The sequence below is a fragment of the Peribacillus sp. JNUCC 23 genome (genome assembly GCF_053653995.1).
Map to the genome: position 1 here is coordinate 2,641,496 of NZ_CM132202.1, position 23,460 is coordinate 2,664,955.

The 23,460-nt window shown below is 37.3% G+C and carries 24 protein-coding genes and 1 pseudogene; 2 read left to right on the forward strand and 23 right to left on the reverse strand.

Annotated elements, in window-relative coordinates:
* Nucleotides 1-10: 10 nt before the first annotated feature.
* The 5 genes from JNUCC23_RS12780 to JNUCC23_RS12800 all read right to left on the reverse strand — a co-directional run bounded on the left by JNUCC23_RS12780 (nucleotide 11) and on the right by JNUCC23_RS12800 (nucleotide 4,434).
* Nucleotides 11-1,279 carry a peptidase gene (locus JNUCC23_RS12780; RefSeq protein WP_454211782.1) on the reverse strand — a complete coding sequence of 423 codons (1,269 nt, stop codon included), beginning with the start codon at nucleotides 1,277-1,279 and terminating at the stop codon, nucleotides 11-13.
* A 5-nt stretch (nucleotides 1,280-1,284) separates the two neighbouring features.
* Nucleotides 1,285-1,953, reverse strand: coding sequence for a 3-oxoacid CoA-transferase subunit B (locus JNUCC23_RS12785; protein ID WP_403070816.1), 669 nt, complete (start codon nucleotides 1,951-1,953; stop codon nucleotides 1,285-1,287).
* A complete protein-coding gene (locus JNUCC23_RS12790; protein WP_454211785.1) occupies nucleotides 1,932-2,633 on the reverse strand; it encodes a CoA transferase subunit A in 702 nt (233 codons plus the stop codon). Before JNUCC23_RS12790 ends, JNUCC23_RS12785 begins: the two co-directional genes overlap by 22 nt.
* Nucleotides 2,634-2,648: 15 nt before the next feature.
* Nucleotides 2,649-4,004 (reverse strand): aspartate aminotransferase family protein, encoded by a 1,356-nt coding sequence (locus JNUCC23_RS12795; RefSeq protein WP_454211786.1) that lies wholly within the window; start codon nucleotides 4,002-4,004, stop codon nucleotides 2,649-2,651.
* Between the two features lie 292 nt (nucleotides 4,005-4,296).
* Complete coding sequence (locus tag JNUCC23_RS12800) at nucleotides 4,297-4,434, reverse strand: YjcZ family sporulation protein (RefSeq protein WP_403070807.1); 138 nt, start codon at nucleotides 4,432-4,434, stop codon at nucleotides 4,297-4,299.
* Nucleotides 4,435-4,708: 274 nt separating this feature from the next.
* On the opposite strand from JNUCC23_RS12800, the gene JNUCC23_RS12805 reads away from it, so the two are divergent.
* A complete protein-coding gene (locus JNUCC23_RS12805; RefSeq protein ID WP_454211788.1) occupies nucleotides 4,709-5,794 on the forward strand; it encodes a GDSL-type esterase/lipase family protein in 1,086 nt (361 codons plus the stop codon).
* 85 nt (nucleotides 5,795-5,879) lie between these two features.
* Here JNUCC23_RS12805 and JNUCC23_RS12810 read toward each other — a convergent pair whose 3' ends face one another.
* From JNUCC23_RS12810 to msrA, 3 genes are all read right to left on the reverse strand, one after another.
* A complete protein-coding gene (locus tag JNUCC23_RS12810) occupies nucleotides 5,880-6,386 on the reverse strand; it encodes a PTS sugar transporter subunit IIA (protein ID WP_454211790.1) in 507 nt (168 codons plus the stop codon).
* A gap of 75 nt (nucleotides 6,387-6,461) precedes the next feature.
* Complete coding sequence (msrB, locus tag JNUCC23_RS12815; protein ID WP_403070797.1) at nucleotides 6,462-6,893, reverse strand: peptide-methionine (R)-S-oxide reductase MsrB; 432 nt, start codon at nucleotides 6,891-6,893, stop codon at nucleotides 6,462-6,464.
* Nucleotides 6,886-7,425, reverse strand: coding sequence for a peptide-methionine (S)-S-oxide reductase MsrA (msrA, locus tag JNUCC23_RS12820; RefSeq protein ID WP_454211792.1), 540 nt, complete (start codon nucleotides 7,423-7,425; stop codon nucleotides 6,886-6,888). The genes msrB and msrA overlap by 8 nt, the downstream gene beginning before the upstream one ends.
* A gap of 311 nt (nucleotides 7,426-7,736) precedes the next feature.
* On the opposite strand from msrA, the gene JNUCC23_RS12825 reads away from it, so the two are divergent.
* Entirely contained in the window at nucleotides 7,737-8,492 is a 756-nt protein-coding gene (locus JNUCC23_RS12825; RefSeq protein ID WP_454211794.1) for a DUF4397 domain-containing protein, read from the forward strand.
* Between the two features lie 117 nt (nucleotides 8,493-8,609).
* Here JNUCC23_RS12825 and JNUCC23_RS12830 read toward each other — a convergent pair whose 3' ends face one another.
* The 15 genes and pseudogenes from JNUCC23_RS12830 to JNUCC23_RS12900 form a co-directional block, all read right to left on the reverse strand.
* A complete protein-coding gene (locus JNUCC23_RS12830; RefSeq protein WP_062178874.1) occupies nucleotides 8,610-9,194 on the reverse strand; it encodes a YpmS family protein in 585 nt (194 codons plus the stop codon).
* Nucleotides 9,195-9,197: 3 nt separating this feature from the next.
* On the reverse strand, nucleotides 9,198-10,031 hold the full coding sequence (locus JNUCC23_RS12835) for an SGNH/GDSL hydrolase family protein (RefSeq protein WP_403070788.1): 834 nt from the start codon (nucleotides 10,029-10,031) through the stop codon (nucleotides 9,198-9,200).
* A 202-nt stretch (nucleotides 10,032-10,233) separates the two neighbouring features.
* Nucleotides 10,234-10,821 (reverse strand): SCO family protein, encoded by a 588-nt coding sequence (locus tag JNUCC23_RS12840; RefSeq protein WP_454211796.1) that lies wholly within the window; start codon nucleotides 10,819-10,821, stop codon nucleotides 10,234-10,236.
* Between the two features lie 147 nt (nucleotides 10,822-10,968).
* Nucleotides 10,969-11,811, reverse strand: coding sequence for a DegV family protein (locus JNUCC23_RS12845; RefSeq protein ID WP_062178865.1), 843 nt, complete (start codon nucleotides 11,809-11,811; stop codon nucleotides 10,969-10,971).
* 296 nt (nucleotides 11,812-12,107) lie between these two features.
* On the reverse strand, nucleotides 12,108-12,860 hold the full coding sequence (gene tatC / locus JNUCC23_RS12850; protein WP_062178862.1) for a twin-arginine translocase subunit TatC: 753 nt from the start codon (nucleotides 12,858-12,860) through the stop codon (nucleotides 12,108-12,110).
* Nucleotides 12,861-13,315: 455 nt separating this feature from the next.
* Entirely contained in the window at nucleotides 13,316-13,510 is a 195-nt protein-coding gene (locus JNUCC23_RS12855) for a twin-arginine translocase TatA/TatE family subunit (protein ID WP_062178859.1), read from the reverse strand.
* A gap of 304 nt (nucleotides 13,511-13,814) precedes the next feature.
* On the reverse strand, nucleotides 13,815-15,083 hold the full coding sequence (gene ilvA, locus JNUCC23_RS12860; protein WP_403070780.1) for a threonine ammonia-lyase IlvA: 1,269 nt from the start codon (nucleotides 15,081-15,083) through the stop codon (nucleotides 13,815-13,817).
* 196 nt (nucleotides 15,084-15,279) lie between these two features.
* On the reverse strand, nucleotides 15,280-15,771 hold the full coding sequence (locus JNUCC23_RS12865) for a dihydrofolate reductase (RefSeq protein WP_062178853.1): 492 nt from the start codon (nucleotides 15,769-15,771) through the stop codon (nucleotides 15,280-15,282).
* On the reverse strand, nucleotides 15,768-16,562 hold the full coding sequence (locus JNUCC23_RS12870) for a thymidylate synthase (RefSeq protein WP_454211799.1): 795 nt from the start codon (nucleotides 16,560-16,562) through the stop codon (nucleotides 15,768-15,770). The genes JNUCC23_RS12865 and JNUCC23_RS12870 overlap by 4 nt, the downstream gene beginning before the upstream one ends.
* A gap of 177 nt (nucleotides 16,563-16,739) precedes the next feature.
* On the reverse strand, nucleotides 16,740-17,444 hold the full coding sequence (locus tag JNUCC23_RS12875; protein WP_403070774.1) for an anthrax toxin lethal factor-related metalloendopeptidase: 705 nt from the start codon (nucleotides 17,442-17,444) through the stop codon (nucleotides 16,740-16,742).
* A 941-nt stretch (nucleotides 17,445-18,385) separates the two neighbouring features.
* Complete coding sequence (locus tag JNUCC23_RS12880; RefSeq protein WP_403070771.1) at nucleotides 18,386-19,138, reverse strand: TerC family protein; 753 nt, start codon at nucleotides 19,136-19,138, stop codon at nucleotides 18,386-18,388.
* A 299-nt stretch (nucleotides 19,139-19,437) separates the two neighbouring features.
* A complete protein-coding gene (locus JNUCC23_RS12885) occupies nucleotides 19,438-20,064 on the reverse strand; it encodes a YpjP family protein (protein WP_454211801.1) in 627 nt (208 codons plus the stop codon).
* Nucleotides 20,065-20,650: 586 nt separating this feature from the next.
* Entirely contained in the window at nucleotides 20,651-21,424 is a 774-nt protein-coding gene (locus JNUCC23_RS12890) for a class I SAM-dependent methyltransferase (RefSeq protein ID WP_454211803.1), read from the reverse strand.
* A gap of 155 nt (nucleotides 21,425-21,579) precedes the next feature.
* Nucleotides 21,580-22,740, reverse strand: a complete 1,161-nt coding sequence (locus JNUCC23_RS12895; protein ID WP_454211805.1) for an RNA-guided endonuclease InsQ/TnpB family protein — start codon at nucleotides 22,738-22,740, stop codon at nucleotides 21,580-21,582.
* Nucleotides 22,727-23,305, reverse strand: a pseudogene (locus JNUCC23_RS12900) (IS607 family transposase). Before JNUCC23_RS12900 ends, JNUCC23_RS12895 begins: the two are co-directional and overlap by 14 nt.
* Nucleotides 23,306-23,460: the final 155 nt, after the last annotated feature.

Genomic DNA, 23,460 nt, shown 5'->3' on the forward strand with positions numbered 1-23,460 from the left:
ACTGTTTTCATTATTCGGTAACTTCACACCAATCAAGAATTGTTAACGCAATAATTTGGGCCACTTCAATCATTTTTTCTATTTCAATATATTCATTAGCATCATGGGCTAATTCCGTTTTGCCTGGTCCAAACACAATGGTCGGGATTCCGCCAACTCCAGATAAATAGCCACCATCCGTTGCCCATGGCGATGCTTCTAACTTTGCTTCTTGGTTCGTTTTTTCTTTATAAGCAGCTTGCACGGTTTGAAGAAATGGATGCTCTAAGTCGATATGACCAGGCAACCAACGTGCACCGAAAAATTCAAGTTCAACCGGTTTGTTCCTAAACCAGTCAGACGAGGAGTTTAGTTCTAAAATACACGCTACTAAGCTGACTTTGGCTTCATCTACTGTTTCAAAAGGTGCAACTCCAAGACGTCCTTCCAAAACGACTGTATCCGGAACAGAAGATGGCCATTCACCGCCATGGATTTTTCCAAGATTGATCGGAATCGGGATGGGGATATTTTCGTACAGTGGATGAGTGAGTGCTGCGTTTCTTTTATTCTCTAAGCCTCGAATGGCTTCCATCACAATGACGGATTGCTCAATAGCACTCACACCCTCATATCGAGTGCCAGCGTGAGCTGATTTTCCTTTTACAGTAAGTCGAAACCACATCGAACCTTGTTGGAGCGGAAAGATTTTCATATTCGTAGGTTCAGGGATAATCGCCCCATCTGCACGGTATCCTCGTAATACCGCTGCAAGTGTTCCTGCCCCACCGCTTTCCTCTTCAATTACACTTTGAAAAATCATATCTCCTTTTAGCTTGATTCCACTTGCCATAATTGCCTCAATCGCCAACAGCAACGAAACATTGCCACCTTTCATATCAGTAGACCCTCTGCCATACACTTTACCATTCATATATTTCCCGCTAAAAGGATCCATTTCCCAATCATTTTGATTCCCTTCTGGTACAACATCGATATGCCCATTCAAAAGAATAGATTTTCCAAATCCTTCCCCTCTTTTTATCGCCACAAGGTTTGGATTTCCTGTAAAATCACTACGGTCACAGTGAAATTGTGGGTGATTTTTTAATACATCATCGCCAATCTCCCAAATATCCAATTCTAATCCGAGTTCGCGGCATTTTTCAATGATAATCGCTTGTGCACCACCTTCATTGCCCCGCTTACTTGGTTCTTGAATTAGCTTTTGCAATAATTTGACGCCTTTAGTATAGTTCTCATGAATCCAATCTATCACTCTTTGTTTTTTATCCATCACAATCTCTACCTTTCTTTTATGATGTGAATATGTTTGGCCTGCTTTACTTCCGCATCTGTTTTCGCTACAACATCGTCAAAAGTATAAGGTTCGAACATGTCCGTTAACTCAAGCCCTTCAGAAGTAACGGAAAAAACACCGAGCTCTGTAATGATCATATGTACACAGTTAGGGGCTGTTAAGGGCAATGTACATGCTTTGACTAGTTTCGAAGCGCCACTTTTGTCAAAATGATTCATTACAACAATGACCTTCTTTGCTTTGGCTGCTAAATCCATAGCCCCACCCATCCCAGGAATTCGCTTCCCTGGCACTATCCAATTCGCAAGATCACCTTTTCCACTAACTTGTAAAGCTCCTAAAATGGTTAAATCGATACGTTCTGACCGTATGATCCCGAATGCCGTGGCACTATCGCAATACGAACCTCCTGTCTGCAATGTGACAGGATACCCTCCGGCGTTACAAAGATTTTCGTCTTCTTTTCCAGGTTTAGGAGAAGATCCCATTCCAATAATTCCATTTTCAGTATGAAACATGACTGGAAAATTTTCCGGCAAAAAATCAGGTACCAAAGAAGGAATCCCAATACCCAGATTAACTAGCATCCCTTCCTTAATTTCTTGTGCTGCTCGCTTTGCTAGTATCTTTCTTATTTCTGTTCCCATGCCCATTGCCAATTCACTCCTTTCGATTGCACGATATAATCGACAAATACCCCTGGAGTAATAATTTCTTCTGGGTTCAAGGAACCAATGGGGACTATTTCTAATGCTTCTACAATCGTTGTTTTTCCAGCCATAGCCACATAAGGGTTTGAGTTTCTGGCACTTTTATCAAAAACCAAATTTCCATAATAATCAGCTTTTTTTGCATAAACAATGGCAACATCGCTCGTTATAGCTGGTTCAATTAAATATTCTTTTTCTGCAACTTTCACTTTTTCTTTATTTTGGTTTACAATTTCCGCCTCAATACCAATGTCAGATAATATACCACCCAGGCCCATCCCGCCTGCTCGAATTCGTTCAATTAATGTTCCTTGTGGACTAAATTCAATTTCCAGCTCACCAGCGTTCATATAAATTCCTGCGGTAGGATTGGATCCAATATGGGAAACAAGTAATCTTTTTGCTCGTTTTTTTGTAATGATTTTCCCGACTCCAATCGTAGGAAATCCAGCGTCTGTGCCGATTAATGTTAGATTCTTAATACCTGTTTCTATAATAAGATCGACCAATCCCGGCGGTGTACCTACTCCTCCAAAACCACCGAATAAGATGCTCATTCCATCTTTAAAAAGTGGGGCCAAACTGTCACGGTTCGTTACTTTTTTATACGTATTTTCAGTCATATTCCTCACCTCCTGTTACATTTCTGCATGCACGTTCGGTAAATGTTTTTCAGTCCATTCTACAAAAACAGCTTCTAATCGATTCACTAATTCATCCAATTCTTTGTCCGTGGTCGTTAGCGGTGGGGCAACAATAATCGCTGCTCCTGTGACTCCTTCTTCTCCTGCTGCTGCAGGATATAAAAGCAAACCATGCTTCATCCCAAGCCTAATAATTGTACTTGTTATAGATGCGGCTAGTGGAAAAGGTTCTTTCGTTTCTTTATTTTGGACAAATTCAATACCAAGAAGAAGGCCTTTCCCTCGAATATCACCTATAAAGGAATACTTCTGTGCCAATGAGTTCAACTTGTTTTTCAAATAAACACCGGCAGCGGCGGCATGATTAGCTACATCATGCTTGGTGAGATAATTGAGTACAGCAAGTGAAATAGCGCAAGATAATGGATTTGCGCTAAAGGTATGACCACCCATAATTACTTTTGAACCGTGTAGGATCGGTTGAATGATCGGATCCGAAACGAGCGTCGCTGCGATCGGCGTGTATCCCCCACTCATTCCTTTACCAAGTGTCACAATATCAGGCTTTACTCCCCAATGTTCCGAAGCAAGTAATTTCCCCGTACGCCCCATTCCTGTCATCACTTCATCGGCAATAAATAAGACATCGTACTTCTCGCAAATTTGCTTCAACCTTTGAAAATAGCCATCAGGTGGTGTTATCGCTGCTCCCGCTGCACCAATAACTGGTTCAGCAATGAAGGCGGCCACATGATCCGCTCCAATTCTTCTAATTGCTGCTTCAAGTTCATTCGCACAAGCAAGCCCGCATGATTTGCTTTCCAAATGTAATGGACAACGATAACAATAGGGAGCAGAGATTGCCGGATACGATTCAAGAATTTCCGTAAACCGTTCACGGCGTACTGGATGCCCAGACATAGATAAGGCTCCAAGCGTGATCCCGTGATAGCTCATCCATCTCGAGATGATTCGGTTCTTTTGTGGCTTTCCTTTTTCCTGCCAATACTGAATCGCTAGCTTCATGGCTGTCTCCGTTGCTTCAGAGCCACTGTTCACAAAAAAACTCCAAGGATAGTCGCCATTCGTTAAATCTGAAAGTTTTAAAGCAAGCTGTTCTGCCACTTCACTCGTAAACTGGGAACGATATACAAACGAAACCTTCTCAGCTTGTTCCACCATAGCTTTTGTAACTTCTTCCACACCATGGCCGATATTCGCTGTCACTGCTCCAGAGCATCCGTCAAGATACTCTTTTCCAAAAGCATCATAAAGAAATACCCCTTTCCCATGACTAATGATCGGGTATTCTACGTCGAGTACTGGTTTAATTAACGACGATTTCCCCATTTTTGCAGCACTCCTTTTCGCTTATCTTACGAACCTTATAATCTAGTGTATGTCTTGAATGGCGCAATCTTTCTTCCCGTAATTAAAATGTTGTTACTAACAGATCTACTCGTTTTTAACACGCTCAGAAGGTCACATTAGAAAAAGGTCTGGCTTTATACTAATTCTTACGACATGTTCTAAAAGATTGCTACAATCATCAAAAATGTTGAAGAGAAATTGTATTTCTATTTTTTGGTTAACAGCAGAAAAACCGACCTTATTATAAGGTCGGTTACTATTTTTTTCTTTGTTAACAGCAGAAAGATGCACCAATGATGATTAATAGGATAAACAGCACCACAATTAGGGCAAAACCGCCGCCGTATCCACCACATCCGCCACCATATCCGTATCCACCACATCCGCCACCATATCCGTATCCGTACATTACATTCACTCCTCTTTTTGATATCTCTTACATTTTTACAATATGCAGATGCGCCCGATTCGGTCTGTGCATTTGCCTATTTTTTTACGACTGCTCTATTTATCTAAGGACAATATCCTATAAATAAGGTGGTTTTCGACCATTAAATTGAGAGGTTATTTAAAGAATAGGATATAATATAAGCAGGTTTTAAAAAAGTCAGAGGCGTATTGAAGTAAGCCGCCAAATTCCGCTACAAACCAACTTATATAAAAAAGAAAAGGTCGGAAAAATATTGAAGAGAAGAATGATCAAGACGTTAATTGCTTTATTCCTATTCATGAGCATACTGTTTGTTTTTTTCCTAAATCAGAAAACCTATGGGAACGATACTCATCTAAATGTTTACGATAAGATAAAAACCAACAAACCCATTCGCTATTTAGTAATCGGTGATAGCATAGGCAGAGGTTCAGGAGCAGAAACTCCGGAAGAACGCTGGTTTGTCCGTTTAGAGAATATGATGAAACAAAAAGAGAATAGTAAGATATCTGGGGATTATATTGTTCAAAGTGGTGCCACAGCCTTTGAAGGGCTCTATAATTTTTCTCAAACTAATTTAAAAGAACCCCCTGATCTTGTCTTTATTGTTTTTGGAGAAAACGACCGAAAATACATGTCTTCAGATGATTTCGGAGAAATTTATGAAGCTCTAGTGAGAAAGGTAAAAATACGTTTTCCGAATGCTGAGATTTTTACCATAACAGAAAATTCCCTCACTTTTTACGACTTTGCTGACCAAATCAAGAAAATTTCTCGTCACTATGGGACCGCCCACCAAGACATGCGCCCAGTCTTTGCGAAATCCGGCTTAAGCACAGAGCAACTTACAAAAGATCTTATTCACCCGAACGGAACAGGTTATCAGCTTTATGCTAATGAGATATACTCGCAGTTACTTCGTCATACTATTGAAGATAAAGTCATCGCCTCTTTGTCTACACCTCTATATAGGCAAAAGGACTTGAACCTTATTAAAGTAAATCAGCCTAGCCATTTATATGGTTTTAGTCATTCCTCTTTAGGCTTTGTCAGTGAAATAAAAGGCAATTATATCGAGTATGATTTTACAGGAACTACTCTAGGCGGGATTTTCTTAAGAACACCTGAAGGCGGGAAACTAGATGTATTTATCGATGGAAAATATACGACTACACTCGACACTTGGTGGCCTTTTTCAAAAGTACGATATCTCTATATTGGAAGTGGTTTAGCTGACGGATTACATAAGGTTCGTTTTGAGACAAGTGGAACAAAATCATTAATGAATCGTTCGGGTAAAACTGATGTTCATATCTTCGGTATTATTACAAATAAATAAAAGGTCAGACCTCACATCGTATATGTCGTTTACACGATATATAGTAGATGCGGGGTCTGACCTTTGTTGATATGGGACAACCTCGTTATTTAACTGTTACTGTTAAAAAGTGAGTTTCTCCTCTAGTTAACGATGTCTCAGTCGTTTTCACAATAGACTCCATTTCATCGCTATTCGTAATAATAATTGGAATAAGTGTACTTTTTGCTTTTTCTTTAATAATCGTTTGATCAAAGGAAATGAGTTTATCCCCCATTTTCACTTTGTCACCAGCACTGACAAAGGCTTCAAAGCCTTCACCATTTAATGCTACTGTTTCGAGGCCAATATGAATCAGAATTTCCGCTCCGTTTGCAGCCTTAATCCCAACCGCATGCTTTGTCGGAAAAACTTGCACGATCTCACCATCTACAGGTGAATACACTGTATCATCTTCTGGTTCGATAGCAAGGCCATCTCCCATCATTTTCTCTGCAAATACCGGATCAGGAACATCCTCCAAAGCTACCACGCTTCCATTCATTGGCGCAAATAATACGATATCTTTTGCTACGGACTCCTCCGTTTTTTTCCCAAATAATTTCTTAAACATAAAAATCCCCTTCCCTATCTTAGATGACGTAACATTTTTCTATAATAGCACAAAAGCTTTGTACCTTCTAAGTGATTAACGAAATACGTTTTTATATTGTGCATAACCTTCTTTATCAAGGTCAGCAACTGGAATGAATCGAAGAGAAGCAGAATTGATGCAATATCTTAATCCTTCAGGCCCCGGCCCGTCATCAAATACATGACCGAGATGAGAATCTCCAGTTTTACTTCTTACTTCCGTTCGTCGCATTCCATAGCTCGTATCAACCTTCTCAATAATTTCCTGGTCTATAAGTGGCTTTGTAAAGCTTGGCCAGCCACAGCCTGCATCATATTTTTCTTTTGAAGTAAACAAAGGTTTACCAGAAACGATATCTACATATAAACCCTCTTCTTTATTATCCCAATACTCATTTCTAAAAGCTGGCTCTGTTCCATTATTTTGTGTTACTTCATATTGTATAGGTGTTAATTTTTGTTTTAAATCATGATTTTGATTAGTCATTACGACTCCCCCAATTCTGTTCGATAAATGTTTGCCGCCCTGATCCGATTCGATACCGATTATAATGAGCTGGGTTTTTCTTATAATAATCCTGATGATATTCTTCGGCAAGGTAAAACGGTTTAGCCGGTATAATAGGTGTGACAATTGGATGATTGAACCTTCCGCTGTTTTGTAATGTTTCCTTTGAGGCTTCAGCCATTTGCTTCTGTTCGGCTGTATGATAAAAAATTGCGGTTTGGTAGGATCCACCGCGGTCGTAGAATTGTCCACCAGCGTCTGTCGGATCAATTTGCTGCCAAAATAATTCAACTAATCGTTCATATGGAAACACATTGGGATCATATGTAATCTGTACAGCCTCATAATGCCCAGTTGTTTCAGAACAAACTTCTTTATAGGTTGGATTTTCTTTGTTACCGCCCGTGTAACCGGATAGCACAGATTCAATCCCCGGCTGCTCATCAAACGGTTTTACCATGCACCAAAAGCATCCTCCTGCAAATGTTGCTTTTTCTAAATTGCGAGTCACAACTATTCAACCTCCAATTTTCGAATATATGGCTAATAATCGAGTATGATCTGTTCGTTAGCATAAGGCGATCCTTCCATCAGTGGGGGTCTTACTCCCCGTTAATGAGAGATAAAAATCATATTGTATGAATTTTACCGCTTTTTACATGCAGTGTAAAATAATACGCTGTTCTACCTCAATCCATTTCATATTCGTTTCTAACCATTTTTAATGAACAATGAAAAAGGAATCTTTCCTTTACTGTGACACCAGCCTACTTCGGTTTGCATATGCTGTTTACGAAAGCTTTGCAGATAGGAGAGAAACGCATGTCGAATTCTAAGAATAATCGAAAAAATTATTTTAAAAAAGCACAAAAGTATGATCTATTAGCTAGCTATTATAAATACATGGACCCAAACCTGCATGTTCATTATTACCACAAACATTTAACGGCTTTGAATAAAGCTTTTGAAGTGATGCGCTCAGAAGAAGTATTTAGAAAGAGTCCTAGCAGGGTAAGAATCCTCCATGCAGCACCAAAAGCAGGAAATGTCGATGTGTATGTGAATGAAACAAGAATTTTGCAGAACAGTCCATATAAAACAATCAGTGACTATTTACCATTAATTGCCGGAAAATATCAAATAGATGTCTATCCAACTGGTCAGCTCTCTTCAACCATTCTCAGTCAGAAGATTCAGGTTGAACCAGGAAAGCTTTATACATTAGCTGTAAGCGGCCTGGATAAACAGATACGACTCGTCGTCCATGAAGACCTACCTGCTGTGCCTAACGGTGAATCCAAAGTTCGGTTGATCCATTTGGCTTCAGATAGCCCAGCGATTGATCTAGCTGTAAAAAATGGCGATGTAGTATTTCGAAATGTACCGTACAGAACAGCAACAAATTATATGGGAATTACGCCAATGAGCATTGACCTTGAAGCAAGAGTTACTAGTACAAAACAAGACGTACTCTCAATTCCACACGCTGAATTCAGAGCAGATATGGCCTATACCATCTATATAATCGGTTTACAGGATGCAGAGCCTGAGTTGGAAGCATTATTCGTTTCTCCTTAACAAAGATATACAAAAACTTCCGTTGCCTGCCCCATAATAAAAGGGTCAGATCCCACATCTACTATATATCGTTAACTAGACCGACAATCGATGTGTAGAATGTGAGATATGACCTTTTTATGGCTGTAAAGAGGGCACTGTTAATACAAATGAAATTTTATCATTTTTTAAATCGAATTCTTTTGCTTTCACATGTACATCACTTTTCAATTCCATATTTTGCAATGATACGTATATTTGCTCTTTATCTGGCTGTATCGTGACCCATTCTGGTGTTTTATATTGACGATTAATGAAATTCAATACATAGGAGACAGGTAAATTGAGTTGGCCAACTGAAATCGACTCTTGTTTTAACACAACATCTCCATTGTTTTGAGCTTCAGGAACAAACGTGAGTTTTAATTCAATATCTCTTCCGAAAAAAGGCATTGTTCCGTAAAGTTCAACGACATCTGATAAATGAACATCATAATGGACAGGTCCAGCTAATCCCTCTTTTTCAATATATTGAGAAATCAACATATTTAAATCATCTCGATTCGTATTTATGACGAATGAAACACCTTGATCTTGACGATCTATTTGTGCAGCTTCCTCATCTTTCGCAGGTAAATTAATCAATATAATAAGTGTAACTAGCACAATAATATTTATTGCCATTAATCCTAGAAATAAGTATTTCCAACTTGCTTTAGACATTAATTATTCTTCATCCCCTTTTGCACTCGCCTCTATTGAACCTCTTCCTATTGTTTCAATATTCATTTCTTGATAGATTCTGTCTGCAATCAACTCATAGCCTCGATTATTTGGATGAAAATGGTCCTCGGTAAATAATAAATTCTCTGCCGTATTTTCAAATAAATCGCCAATTCCAATGAAATACGCATTATCATATCTCTCAACGATTGTTTGGCCGCTGCGATTCCATTGGTCCATAATAATTTCCAATTCTTGAAAGGCACTTAAAACTTTGGTAAATGGATTGTATATGCCAACTAAATAAATTTGTGCATGCTCATTGTTTGAGCGAACCCTATTGAATATTTGTTCCAATCTTTTTTCATACCCTATTCTTGCTTTCTCAAATTGTGCCATTTTCAAATCGACTATATTTTGGCGGAATACCTGCATGACATCATTGCCACCAATCGTAATCACAACCGCATCTGCCTTTTTAATATTAGCAATCACCTTATCTTCTTTCATACGCTTCAATAACTGGTCAGTTCGATTGCCTTTTACGCCATGATTGACAACATTCACAGACGTAATCGTTGGTTCTTTTTCTAGCAGTTGTCGCAAATAGGGTATATAACCACCTTTGTCAGTCGTATCCCCTACGCCTTGTGTCAAAGAATCACCTAACGAAACGATTTCGATCGGATCAGGAAAAAAAGTAGCAGGGATCGCATCCTTTTTTTTTAACTCAAGCTCGTTTTCTTGTTGTAAAGCATAATTTGAAACTGTTCGAATGTTTGAACATGAGGTGAGGATCAACAGTCCAATCAATAGACAGGATATTTTTTTCTTCATAGGTGTCACCGTCCTAAAAAAGGTCTTTCACTATTATATCACGTACGATTAATAAAATCGCAAATCATGAAGTTTGATGACATAATCAGCTTTCAAAACGCAAGGCAATAAAAAAGAATGTCCCATAACAAAAGCCCCAAACCCTTCGACTACTATAAACTATGTATAGCGTTCGTGGTCAGTTCTTTTAGGGACATCCACATCATTTTTGTAAAATTTTAATATCATTCAGCATTTCTTCAAACGGTACATCACTCACGCCTGAATAATCTTTAACAATTTCTCCAGATTTATTAACTAAATAAAACTTAGTACCATGGATAACTTGATCAGTATTGGCTGGTTTTTGAACAATCGTTTTAAAGTTCTTTTTAGCAAACTCTTCAATTTCCTGCTGAGTATAGCCCGTTAGGAAATGCCAAGAGGATAAATCAGCATTGAATCGTTCTGCATACTCCTTCAACGCTGCTGGTATATCTAATTCAGGGTCTACAGAGAAAGAAACAATTTCTACATTTGAAATGTCATTATCTTTAAGCATCGTTTGAAATTCAGCCAAATTACTCGTCATTGGTAAACAAACCGTTGTGCAGTTTGTAAACACAAAATCAGCAAGCCAAACCTTCCCCTTCAAGTCACTTTTCGAAAATTCTTTGTTGTTATGATCCATGAAAGTAAACTCTTCAAGATCCGAATTATACCCGTTTTTAATCCCTTGTGAACTGCATGCCGATAATAACAAAACAACCATAATTCCAATGAACAATATTATGCTTTGCCGCCTTTTCATTGTTTTACCGCCTTTATTTGCATATTATGATTATATTATTTTACCAGAGGATGTAAGCTGTTTAAAGAAATTTGCATTCAAGCTAAAAATTTTATGACCTTTTCACAAATTGTGACATCTATTAGTTTTCACAGGTTTTTCATGCTTCTATTCCCAATGATACATAACTCCCATAGCACCTTCGCCCGTGTGAGTGCTTACTACAGGAGACGTACCTTCAATTTTTATATTGGATAAGCCGCTGATTTCAGCTAATGCTGTTCTAATCTTTGAAGCGATTTCATATCCATTCACATGAACAATACCAATTCCTGTGATTTGCTTATCCTTCAAATCTTCTTTATATTTATTCACGACAAATTTAACAATTTGAGATTGACTTCTTGCTTTTGAGACAGGATGAAGTACTCCATCTTCTAAGATCGCAATTGGTTTAATGTTTAGTAACGAACCAATCATGGCAGACACTTTACCGATTCGTCCGCCTTTCACTAAATTCTCTAACGTATCAATGGAAATAATCAATCTTGATTGGGATTGAATATCTTTGATCCTCTCCAGAATTTCAGCAACACTTTTGCCTTCCTTCGCCATTTTGGCAGCTTCAATTACTTGAAATGATAATGCCTTTGAAATATATTTTGAATCAAACACCGTGACATTGGATTCAGTCATTTTCGCTGCACTCTCTGCAGATTGAACAGTACCACTCATTCCACCAGTCATATGAATAGAAATAATCTCGCTTCCATCTTCTCCAAGTCTGTCAAAAACGTCTAAGAAAGTGCCTGTCGATGGCTGAGAGCTTTTCGGAAGCTCCTTAGCATTCTTCATTTTTATCAAAAATTCTTCTTGTTCTATTTCGATCTTATCTAAATAAATCATGTCGTCTATTGAAATCGATAAGGGTACCATTTCAATACCATATCGCTTGATTTCCTCTTGCGTCATATCAACAGTCGAATCTGTTACAATTTTCACATTTCCCATCATTCCACTTCCCAACCTTAACAATTCCCTTAATTATACCTTGTTAATACGATCATTCAATCTTAATATCCAATATTTCGAGCTATTTTGACAAAGTTTGAAAGTTCGACACATTTCTTCCGTTTTTTATAATTTTTCAAAAAAAAAAAACGGAATTCCCAAATAAAAAATGCTGTCCTTGATCGAATTGAAGAAGTAGGCAAATTCCTCCTCTACTTCTTCATTCAATACTTCAGACAGCATCGTATAATTTTATGCGTTTCTTTGTGAATGGCTCGCCATATGAAAGCTATTTATTAATCTAGGCCTTCTTCTTGCACCTCTTCTTGAATGTGTGCATCTCGTTTTTGCTTCCGTTTGTACACAAATTTTGACAACGAAATACTGATTTCATATAACAGCAGCAACGGTATAGTTACGAGAAAATCTGATACAAAATCTGGTGGGGTAATACATATCGCTATGACGACCAAGACAAAGTACGCGTATTTTCTAAGCTTTTGCAACACATATGGATTAACGATCCCAATTGATGTTAAAAACATCGTCACAACAGGAAGCTCGAAAAGAATCCCAAACGGCAATGTCATATTAAGAAGAAACTGGAAATATTTATCTGCTGTAAAATTGGTCACAAACATTCCACTGCTTAATCCAAGTAAGAAATCCAGTACCATTGGGAAAATAATGAAGTATCCAAATGCTAGACCACCAACAAATAAAAGAAAAAGTGCTGGAATATAAGATAGGGTTGTTTTTATCTCCCTCGGCAGCAACGCTGGTTTCACAAATAACCATAATTGAAACGCAAACACCGGAATTGTAGCCGCTACCGAAACAACCGTTGCAAGCATGAAATAAATCCAGAGGATATCACTTGGTCCTAGCACCATTAGTTTTTCATCAAAATCTTTAACAAGCCACTGATATATCTCTTCAACATAGATAAAACCAACAATAAAAAAGAGGATAAATGCAATTACCGTAATAATTAAACGTTTACGCAGCTCCTCTAAATGGGCAATTACGTTTTGTTCTTGATCTGCCAAATCTATCACGCTCTCTATTAAAAATACGAATATTACCGAATTTTCTTCATTATTCCGGCATGTAACGGGTAACTCATACCAATGGTAATAATGCCCACATATTCATCTTTACTTCTAAAAAACTACAATCCTTTATGTATCCATTCATTATAAGGTAAAGTTAAATCTACTTGGATGAAGAAGAACAAATCTCCTATATCCACTTTGTATAGCGACTCAAAGAAGCTTGGAAGTTATTTGACCTGTAAGACTGTACTTCATTTGCTTGTCACTAAACACATCGACATAACTAAGGGCCCTTATCTTACAAGTTAAAAGGAGGATGTCCCAATAGGGTCTTGACCTCACTTGCGATACACAGTTTATAGTGTTATATACACATTATTTCAACTATATATTGTAATTGTGGGGCCTGACACTTTCGTTATGGGACAACCTCCTCTTAGACACAGTACTTATTTTACTGAATTATTCTTTTTTTCATCTTTTTCTTCAAAGACATCCTGTGTTAACTCACGAGTTGAACTTTTAAATTCACGTAAAGTTTGACCGAATGCCCGTCCAATTTCAGGTAATTTCTTTGGTCCGAAAATGATGAGTGCAAGCACTAAAATCAAAATTAATCCTGGTACCCCTATATTTGAAAACATGATAACACCCCTCCTGTTACTTTCTTACATAAAATAATACATTCGCTAAATAATAGCTCACTTTTAGATTGACATAACTTGATTAGAATACTTTTAAAATGTGTAATAAACGACGATTTATACCTTATTATTTTACCCTATACCAGTAATTAATTCCAGTTTTATTAAAAATAGCGGGTATCCCATAAATAAAGGGTCAAACCCAGCAACTACTACATACAGTTTAAATGAAGTGTAAGTAACACGATAAACTGTGTGGCGAGTGCTAGGTCAGGCCCTTTTGGAACATCCCATTCTTTTAACCTTAAATCAATAAAGAAAATAAATTACTATCTTTATTTACTTCGACATATGGAAACCCTTTTTTGCTCATACGCTCAATCAAAGGTCCATAATCTTGTCTATTTTTCAGCTCAATGCCAACTAAAGCAGGACCCTGTTCTTTGTTATTTTTTTTCGTATATTCAAATCTTGAAATATCATCATTAGGTCCGAGTACTTCATCAAGGAATTCACGTAAAGCTCCTGCCCGCTGAGGAAAATTGACAATGAAGTAATAAAGTAGCCCTTCATATAAAAGTGACTTTTCTTTTATCTCTTGCATACGGCCAATATCATTATTGCCCCCACTAATTACACAAACGACGGTTTTCCCTTTGATTTCATCCCGATAAAAATCAAGCGCCGCAACAGACAACGCTCCTGCAGGCTCTGCTATGATCGCATGTTCATTGTATAAGTCTAGTATGGTTGTGCAGACCTTTCCTTCAGGGACCTTAATGATATCATCCATATATTCCTGACAGAGATCAAACGTTTTTTGTCCTACACATTTAACTGCTGCACCATCTACAAACGTGTCAATGTCCTGTAAAGCCTCTACTTCACCTTTCATTAAAGATTGTTTCATTGAAGCAGCGCCTTCTGGTTCGACTCCGATACAAGATGTTTCAGGTGAGACCGATTTAAAATATGTAGAGATACCTGACACTAGGCCCCCTCCGCCAATTCCTGCAAGGACATAATCGATTTTTTCATCACAATCATTTAATATTTCAATAGCTACTGTTCCTTGACCAGCGATGACAAGTTCGTCATCAAACGGATGAATAAACGTTCTTTTTTCTGTTTCCTGGCATTTCTCTGCTTCAAGAAAGGCATCATCAAACGAATCGCCTACTAAAACAATTTCAATTTTGTCTTTACCAAATAGCTGAACCTGGTCAACTTTTTGCCGAGGAGTTGTCGCAGGCATGTAGATTTTCCCTGAAATCCCCAACTGACTACACGCAAACGCAACCCCTTGCGCATGATTGCCCGCGCTCGCACAGACAACTCCATTTCTTGTTTCATCTGCAGTCAGCTTTTTCATTTTATAATATGCTCCCCTAAGCTTAAAAGAGCGCACATGCTGTAAGTCTTCTCGTTTTAAGTAAACATTACACTCATACTTCTCGGATAATCTTTCGTTTCTTTGCAGTGGCGTGTGCGCAACGATATCTTTAAGCTCCTGATAAGCAACTAAGATATCTTCAACTTGGACCCATTTTCTTGTTGATGTTATTTGGCTCATGTAATACCCTCTTTTCACATCTCTAGATAATTTGTAAATTATATCACAAATCGAAAATAAATCAACAGATTTTTCAGACATTTCACCATATTTGCACCTGATAGAAAACTCTAACAAGTTCAACTAACATGTCTCAATATTAAATAAGACAGCGAGTACTACATTTAATTCCACAAATGGAGTACTCCCATTCTGTCTAGTTCTCGATTCGTTCTAATACAATAAATTCATGAGGATACTTGTTCTTTTCATCTACGATACCAGTCGTTTTAGATACCGTCTGCCATTTTGACATATTTAATTCCGGGAAATACGTGTCACCCTCAAATGAATGATGGATTTGCGTTATGTATAGACGCTTGCAATCAGAAATTAATTGCTGAAAGATTTCTGCTCCGCCAATAACAAATACCTCTTCATCCAAGGCGTCCGCATATGCCACGGCTTCTTTCATATCTGAGATCACTGTTATGCCCTCTTGTTGATAATCTGCATTTCGAGTCAAGATGATGTTCTCTCTACCCGGTAAAGGCTTTCCAATTGACTCATACGTTTTTCTCCCCATCAGAATAGGGTGACCCATTGTCACTTTTTTAAAATACTGGAGATCCGCTGGTAAATACCAAGGCAAGGTATTATCCTTGCCGATTATTCGATTCTCATCCATTGCGAACATGAAAGAAATCATACACTCACTTCTCCTTTAATATGTGGATGCGCCTCATAGTTTTCCAGTACAAAATCTTCATATTTAAAATTGAAAATACTTTTTACATCTGGATTAATTTTCATAACTGGTAATTGATACGGTTCCCGAGTTAACTGGAGATTGATTTGCTCAATGTGATTGTTATAAATATGAACATCCCCAAATGTATGAATAAAGTCTCCATACTCCAAGTCACAGACTTGTGCAATCATCATTGTCAGCAAGGCATATGACGCGATATTAAATGGCACACCTAAAAATACATCAGCGGATCGTTGATAGAGCTGACAAGACAGTTTTCCATCCCGAACATAAAACTGGAACATCGCATGGCAGGGAGGTAAAGCCATTTCTTCTAACTCACCGACATTCCAAGCATTAATAATCAAACGGCGTGAATCAGGATTAGTTTTAATCTGCTCAATCAATTGTGAAATTTGATCAATTTGTCTGCCATCAGCTGTTCCCCATGAACGCCATTGATGGCCATAAATAGGACCAAGCTCACCATTTTCATTCGCCCATTCATTCCAAATACGTACTCCATTATCCTGTAGGTACAAAACATTCGTATCGCCTTGCAGAAACCACAATAATTCATGAATGATTGCCTTTAAGCTTAGTTTTTTTGTCGTAAGAACTGGAAAGCCTTCTTGCAGATTAAATCTCATCTGATAGCCAAAAGTACTGATTGTACCTGTCCCTGTTCTGTCACTTTTTTTTGTACCATTTTCAAGCACATGCTTACATAAATCCAAATATTGCTTCATTAAATAAACCACCTTTTTTTCAAATACACACTATTATTGTAGCCTAGTTCTGGTTTCAACACCAAAACCTTTTTGAATATTAGATTAGGAGAACCATTTAAAATGCAGTGATAATCCAAATATCTGTTCTCTTCGCAAAGTAATATTTCAACGAAGACCCCTACATTAATTTCCATTTTAGTTTAACTGTTTAATATATAAATACGTGTGCGGTGCCTTCTCTTTCAGCACTTTATTAGAAGCTGCATTCGCAAAGAACATCGCATATGTTTCGGCAAAGTATTCTTCTGGATATGTAGAATAATAGGCTTTGTCAGGGAAAAGACGGCTTACTTCTTGTTCCCAAGCTCCCAAAAATACTCCATCATCGCGAATTCCGTCATATGCATATGTATCAATCGTATGGGCTAATTCGTGAAGCTCAAGATTAATCGAACTGTGCCCGTTTCCTGGTTCACTTGCACCAATTTTCACAAGGACAATTCGATCCCCTCCCATTCCTGGCACATCATCCCAAGTCGTCTGTTCATTTTTATATCCTCTTGGCTTACTTCCTTTTAAATGCTCAGCAAATGGATCATCAGTTAAACGACCTGTGAACAGTTTAATTTTCACATTTTTATCAACTAACTTCTGAATTGTAGCAGGAGGAAGCACACTAATTTGTTCAACAATCTGAACAGCTTCGTCTACATTAAAGGAATGTTCAGGAAATAAAAAAAGTCTGCCTAGTTTTGTATTTTCCTGCCATACTTTCGTTAATTTTAGACGATGATCTTCTGCAAAAGCACCAACACTTATGCCATCCGTTTCAACAAATGAAAATGAAGATAGAATGAAGAAAAGAAGGAGGCATAAGACTAAAGATAATATTCTTCTCATGTATACAACCACCAATTCATTAAACTAGCAATATAAAGTGAAACTTCAATCATTAAGGGGTTCTTTCATCCCCCACTAATTGTTAGTCCGTTCTAGCGTCGCTAAAGCGACACTACAAACCCAAATTCAACGAACTCATACTAAATACGCCACATCCTGTGGGCCTCAACTAACCTTCTGCTCACGCATCAGTAAGTTTCACAGTATCTCACTAATCGGATTTTTACGGGCAGTCCTTCCTTGATTCCTCTCAGCCTCGGGGTGGGGGCTTACTGCCTGTTAATACGGGATAAACTACTACTTTCATATTATTGAAGTATAACATATTATGAAATCATTAAACTTTCGAAAATATTGGGAAAATAAGGTGAGATCACTGATGGCAACAGAAGAATTTCAATGAATTTATCTCAGTTTAACTAACCATCAGTGGGGGATAAAAAAACTCACTGATAGAAGTTTCACTTTATGAGTAACGCTTCGGTAGGTTTGAACATATACAAGAAGTAACTGGATGAATGCTAGGTGATTATATTGAGACGTGTTAATAAACAGGAGCTATTAAGACTTCACCCTGAACTTGCAGATGAAGTGCTTGATGTATTTAATTTAGAGGTTTTCATTTATCTTGACCTTTTCATATTTTCTCTCTTTTTAGGTCTTCTTTTACACCCTTTAATTAACTCAGTTCTATGGTCCATTTTTATTCCATTATGTTTCTTCATCTTCTTTTCCTTAGTGTTTCAGATCATCAAACGGAAATTTCCGGATATTTGAATGTATCCCTACTCTATTTCCATCAGAACGTAGAAAAGAGTCTACCCCATAACGAAAGGGTCAGAGCACACATCTACTATATATCGTTTATGTGACGGATAAATGACACAATAAACGATGTATAGTGTGTGAGGTCTGACCCTTTTGGGAAACACTTTTTTCACTTATTCTTTTAGATGACGTAAGTTGCGGAAATGGACAACAAAAGTAATCGCAAACGTGATGACGATCAAAAGGAAAAACATTGCATAAGGAATCTCAATATGAATGACAGCAAGGTACATTTTAACTGAGATAATCGCAATCAATACGTATGCAGCCGTCTCAAGTTCAGGCACTTTGTCGATTAATTTAAGAAAGACACCTGCTATGCCACGCATCATTAGCACACCAAGCATACCACCAATCAACAACACCCATACTTTTTCACTGACACCAAATGCAGCAAGCACACTGTCAACCGAAAACGCAATATCCATTAACTCAACAGCAACTACCGTTCCCCATAGATTACCGAACATTCTAATCAGGAAACTTTCCTTAGACAATCCTTTTGTTTCTTCTTCACTTTCACCTTGTTTCGTTTTATCAATAAAATACTTAATGGCAAGCCACGCAAGATATGTTGCTCCTAATACTTTTACCCACCATAGATTAATTAAATAAACACCAAGTCCAATTGCAATGAATCGGAATGCATAAGCACCAAGTAATCCATAGAAGAGTGCCTTTTTTCGTTGTTTCTTAGGTAAATGACGAACCATGACCGCAAGAACCAGTGCATTATCCGCTGACAGCAAACCTTCAAGTAGAATCAGTGTGCCAATTAACCCCCAGCTTACTGGATCCGACAATACTTCAACCCACATCCCCCAATCAAAAAATTGAGCATATGTGTCCATAATGCTTGTTAACATATTATCCCGGCTTTCTTGTAAAATAAATTGATTCTTTTATTAGAAAATCGTAAGTGTCTATACAGGAACTTCGAAACCAAACTGAATAGCGAGCGATTTTTTCAAATCAGAATGATCGGCTTAAGACTAAATAGACTGCGTTCGCTAGATCAACTCTTCCTAAAACCGTATACACCATTCTTTAAAAAATGAAAAATGCGCTAATAGCAGCGCATTCAGTTTGGCTATATCGTTAGCATACGCCTATTGGATTTATGTTTCAAATGTTAACTTCAATTTCCAGAAAAAATAAAGCATTTTCAAGAAAAATAAGTTTGCTCCGACCATTTTGGAGGTGTATTCTTATTCCAATAAATTTTGCCTAAAGCATAATGTGTAGCGAATTCATCATGATACGTATGGTAGTGAAAATTGAACCAATATCCTTCTTGGGGCGGATTCTCTTGTCTAACATGAAAACGAATGATATCTTTTCCGGTATTTTCATTAAAAATATGAAAAATTTTCTCACCGCGCCCTGAAGAAGGACCTTTAGATATGGTTAACTGGACAAGCTCTTCATCAGGAAATTTTACTGCCATTTGAGTAATAGCTTCTTCAATTTTTGGTAAAACAGAAAATTTAAATTCATCCTCAATCTTCGGACCAATCTTTGCACCGAATTTCGTAAAGGCATGGTCCTGGGCCTTTGCCATCATTGATTCAATAAACTCACTTCGGTCAAATATTGTTGTTGAAATCGGATCATCAGCTGATTCCAATAAAGAATAGCCTGTACTTTCTGCTTCTTCAAAGATGTCCTTCTTCGCGTGTTTATCGGAATGTGCTTGTGTACGCCAAGATATATCGGAAGGAGAAACCATACCGAATGTTAAAACAGATACTAATACAACGAGGCTTTTCTTCAACCATCTCGATTTCTGCATGATGTTTTCTCTCCTCCTTAATCATTTTAGTTTCCAAATTTCGGTTCACATATTAATCTTTATTTGGAAAATTTCCGTGCCTTTATACATAACTAGTCATTTCTATCTTCTAGTTTCTAGTATACTGAATTTCTTAGGAAATTACGAAAAAAATGTATATACGGTTTCATTATGAGAAAAGGCTTACTTGCATATAATAAAGAAATACCATTTTTCCCTCTCAAGAATTTTTACATATGCAAATAAGAATGAAGGATTATCCTTATCTGATGTAGAATTATTAATAGTAACCCATTGTTTTGTAAAGGAGGAATTCATCTATGGGATCGTCAGCGATTTTGATTCTTGTCGTTATTTCACTTGTTTATTTCATTTATGAAGCGATTGCCGATTAATCACTTGTATTGCCATGAATGGACCTACTTCATTTCTTCGCTTGTTTCTAATCAGAAAAAGAAGTGGCTTTTCATTTTAATAGCCTTAACTAGCCTTGCCATTAACAGATGGCAAGGCTTCTTTTTTCATTATAGATCGATTAAAATTCAAACGCGAAGAAGCCCGTCGAAAAAAAAGAGACGAGTTTCGTTTATAATTGAATATAGCCATAATGAAATAAAGAAGTTTTCCTTTTGATTGTTGTGAACCCCAATTGCTCGAAACGTTTACTTTGAAAATGATCCTTTAGCACGACTCGGTTTCTAGCAACCCGCTTTGCCTGCACTATCGTTTCTAGTTGTAAATCTTCATGCGATGCAAATTGTGCCAACCCTTTCATACCTTCTGATTCTTCAATACGTTCTTCAAACATCGGATCAAAGTACACCACATCGAAACTATTATCCGTAAGCGTCTTTAACACCTCAAGATGATTGCCTGTTTGAATATGGATTCTTTTCATCGCAGCATCCATAAGTTCGATGCCACTTTCCCACTGCAACAGTCCTTGTTCCACAATAAAAGAGACGATCGGATTTTCTTCAATTGCTCTAATTTCCCCACCAGGACCTGATACATAGCTCGCGATGATAGCATCTGCTCCTAGGCCTAGTGTACAGTCAAGTATAGAGGACCCTCTTTCAATTTTAGCAGCCGCTATATACGGATCTTCTTCCCCATTCATCAATCGTTTAGTACGAACCATTGCGAGATTTGGGTGAAAAAAGAAAGGCATACTTCCAGAAATTTTATGAAGTTCCAGTTTGTTTTTTCCTACTACTAGGCAATCCATTCTATAGTCTTGATGCATTCTAGCTATAGAACGTTTATTCCTCTGGTAAAATGGAAGTGAAAATTGAGTGGCAATATTTTTAGCTTGTTCAATATGTAGATCATCGGTGCGACCAGCTGTTGTGACAAACATGATAGCTCTGCTACTAAAAATGTGTATAAATATACGTATCCAGAGTTTTCTTGCTTCAACGAATCCTGTTTCGCTACTTTCTCGCTACCGCAGTGGGTTTGATTCTCCACAAGCGTCAATTCCCGACTAGCCATCGGTACATATATGTTGTTTAGTTAAGTTAAGACAACATATTTGGTTGCTTGTTTTAGATTTAAACTAGCGTGATGATCTCGATTTAATTCAACTTTACAGTTATCACACTTGTAAATTCGATCCGATAAAGAAAGATTAACTTTCTTGTGTCGGCAACATGAACACAATTTAGAAGAAGGATAAAACGTATCGACTTCTCTAAGCTCAATTCCAAACTTTTTGCAAGAATGAAGTAAGCGCTGTTTAAAATCATAAAACCCTTGATTGGCAACACTTTTTGCTAAATGTCGATTCTTCATCATGCCTTTAACGTTAAGCTTTTCGATCGTAATAAATGATGGTTTGGTTTTCACCATCATAGATACAACATGTTGTCGATACGCTTCACGAATAGTTAAAAGCCGTTGATAAAGTTTCTGAACTCTGAGTATATTTTTATTGAGGTTCCGCCTCTCTTTAGCAGCAGATTTCCCACCTTTCTTTTTGTAAAATTCGTATTTTCGACTAAGTGATCCCTGTTCTCTTTTTAATTTCTTCTCAAACTTTCTTACTCTTGGTGTTTTGTTGATATTTCTAAACGAGTGACCATTGCTTGCAAACGCAAATTCTTTGATGCCTAGATCAATACCTATACCTTCAGATTTCTGTTGATTATTTGAATAAGGAAAATCACAATCAAGGAGTGCCGAAATATAGTATCTTCCTGCTTTTTGTGTAATCGTAATATTTTTTGCCTGTTGTTTGACAGGCAGATACCCTTTTTCCTTCAATCGAACCCAACCAAGAAAGGGAACTTTGATTCGATGGCGTTCGATAAGAAGATCGCCTTTGTTGTTTCTCGGTGCATAGAAAGAGACATCTTGATTCCTTTTCTTTTTAAATCTAGGGAATTTAGATAATTCCTTAAAAAACCTCTTAAAGGCGTTTTCCACATTCATAATGGATTTCTTGCGAGCTTTTCCATAGGCTTTTTTAATCCACTCAAATCCTTCTTGGACAGATAGTTCGTTATTAACATACTTATCAAAGTCCAGGCCACTTACAAATTTCCCTTCTTTCTCATATACTTCCTTATTATAAGAAATAAACTGATTATAAAGGAATCTACAGACACCAATCGTTTGGTTTAATTTAATAATTTGCTCTTGAGTTGGATAAATCTCTGTTTTATAAGTTTTCATCCAACTCACCATCCTTTTTAATTGTATTCTTATATTTTCTTAATCCGTAGATTCGATATGAAAAGACATGAATAATAGAAATCAAATCTTGAACCAATTCTTGTTGTGGAGACGATTTTTCGTTATTCACAACAATTAATTTTGTATCGTGACTCAAAAGGAACCGCTCAAACCAGTCATAACCAAAACGAATAAAGCGATCTTTATGTGAATTATAAATCTCTGATACGTTATTTTCTTGCACATCCTTCAAAAGCAAGTTCCATTTTTTTCGATTAAAATTTAATCCACTCCCGATGTCCTTCACCACTTCATCAACATTAATACCTTTTGTATTTACAAATTGTTGAAGAAATTCAATTTGTAAATGCAAATCGTCTCTCTGACCTGAGTTAGATACTCTAGTGTAAATAACTACTTTTCTCTTATTTTCATTTTTCGATGAAGCGCCTATATACTCTAGGTATTGAGTGTGAGTATAAAATCTTCTTCCTGTCGGTGTTCGAAACGCTGTCAATACACCTTCTCTATCCCATTTGTGAAGTGTTTTGACTGATCAGTTAATAAGTGTTCCAAATTCATTAGGGTTGTATTATTTTCCCACAAACATATTGTGTCACATATCTACACATATTTGCATATTTTTAGTAACTGTTTCTGTTCTCCTTTTTATTCAACTAAAAAGCTGTAGAGACTTATCTAAAAGGTCAGGCCCCAAGA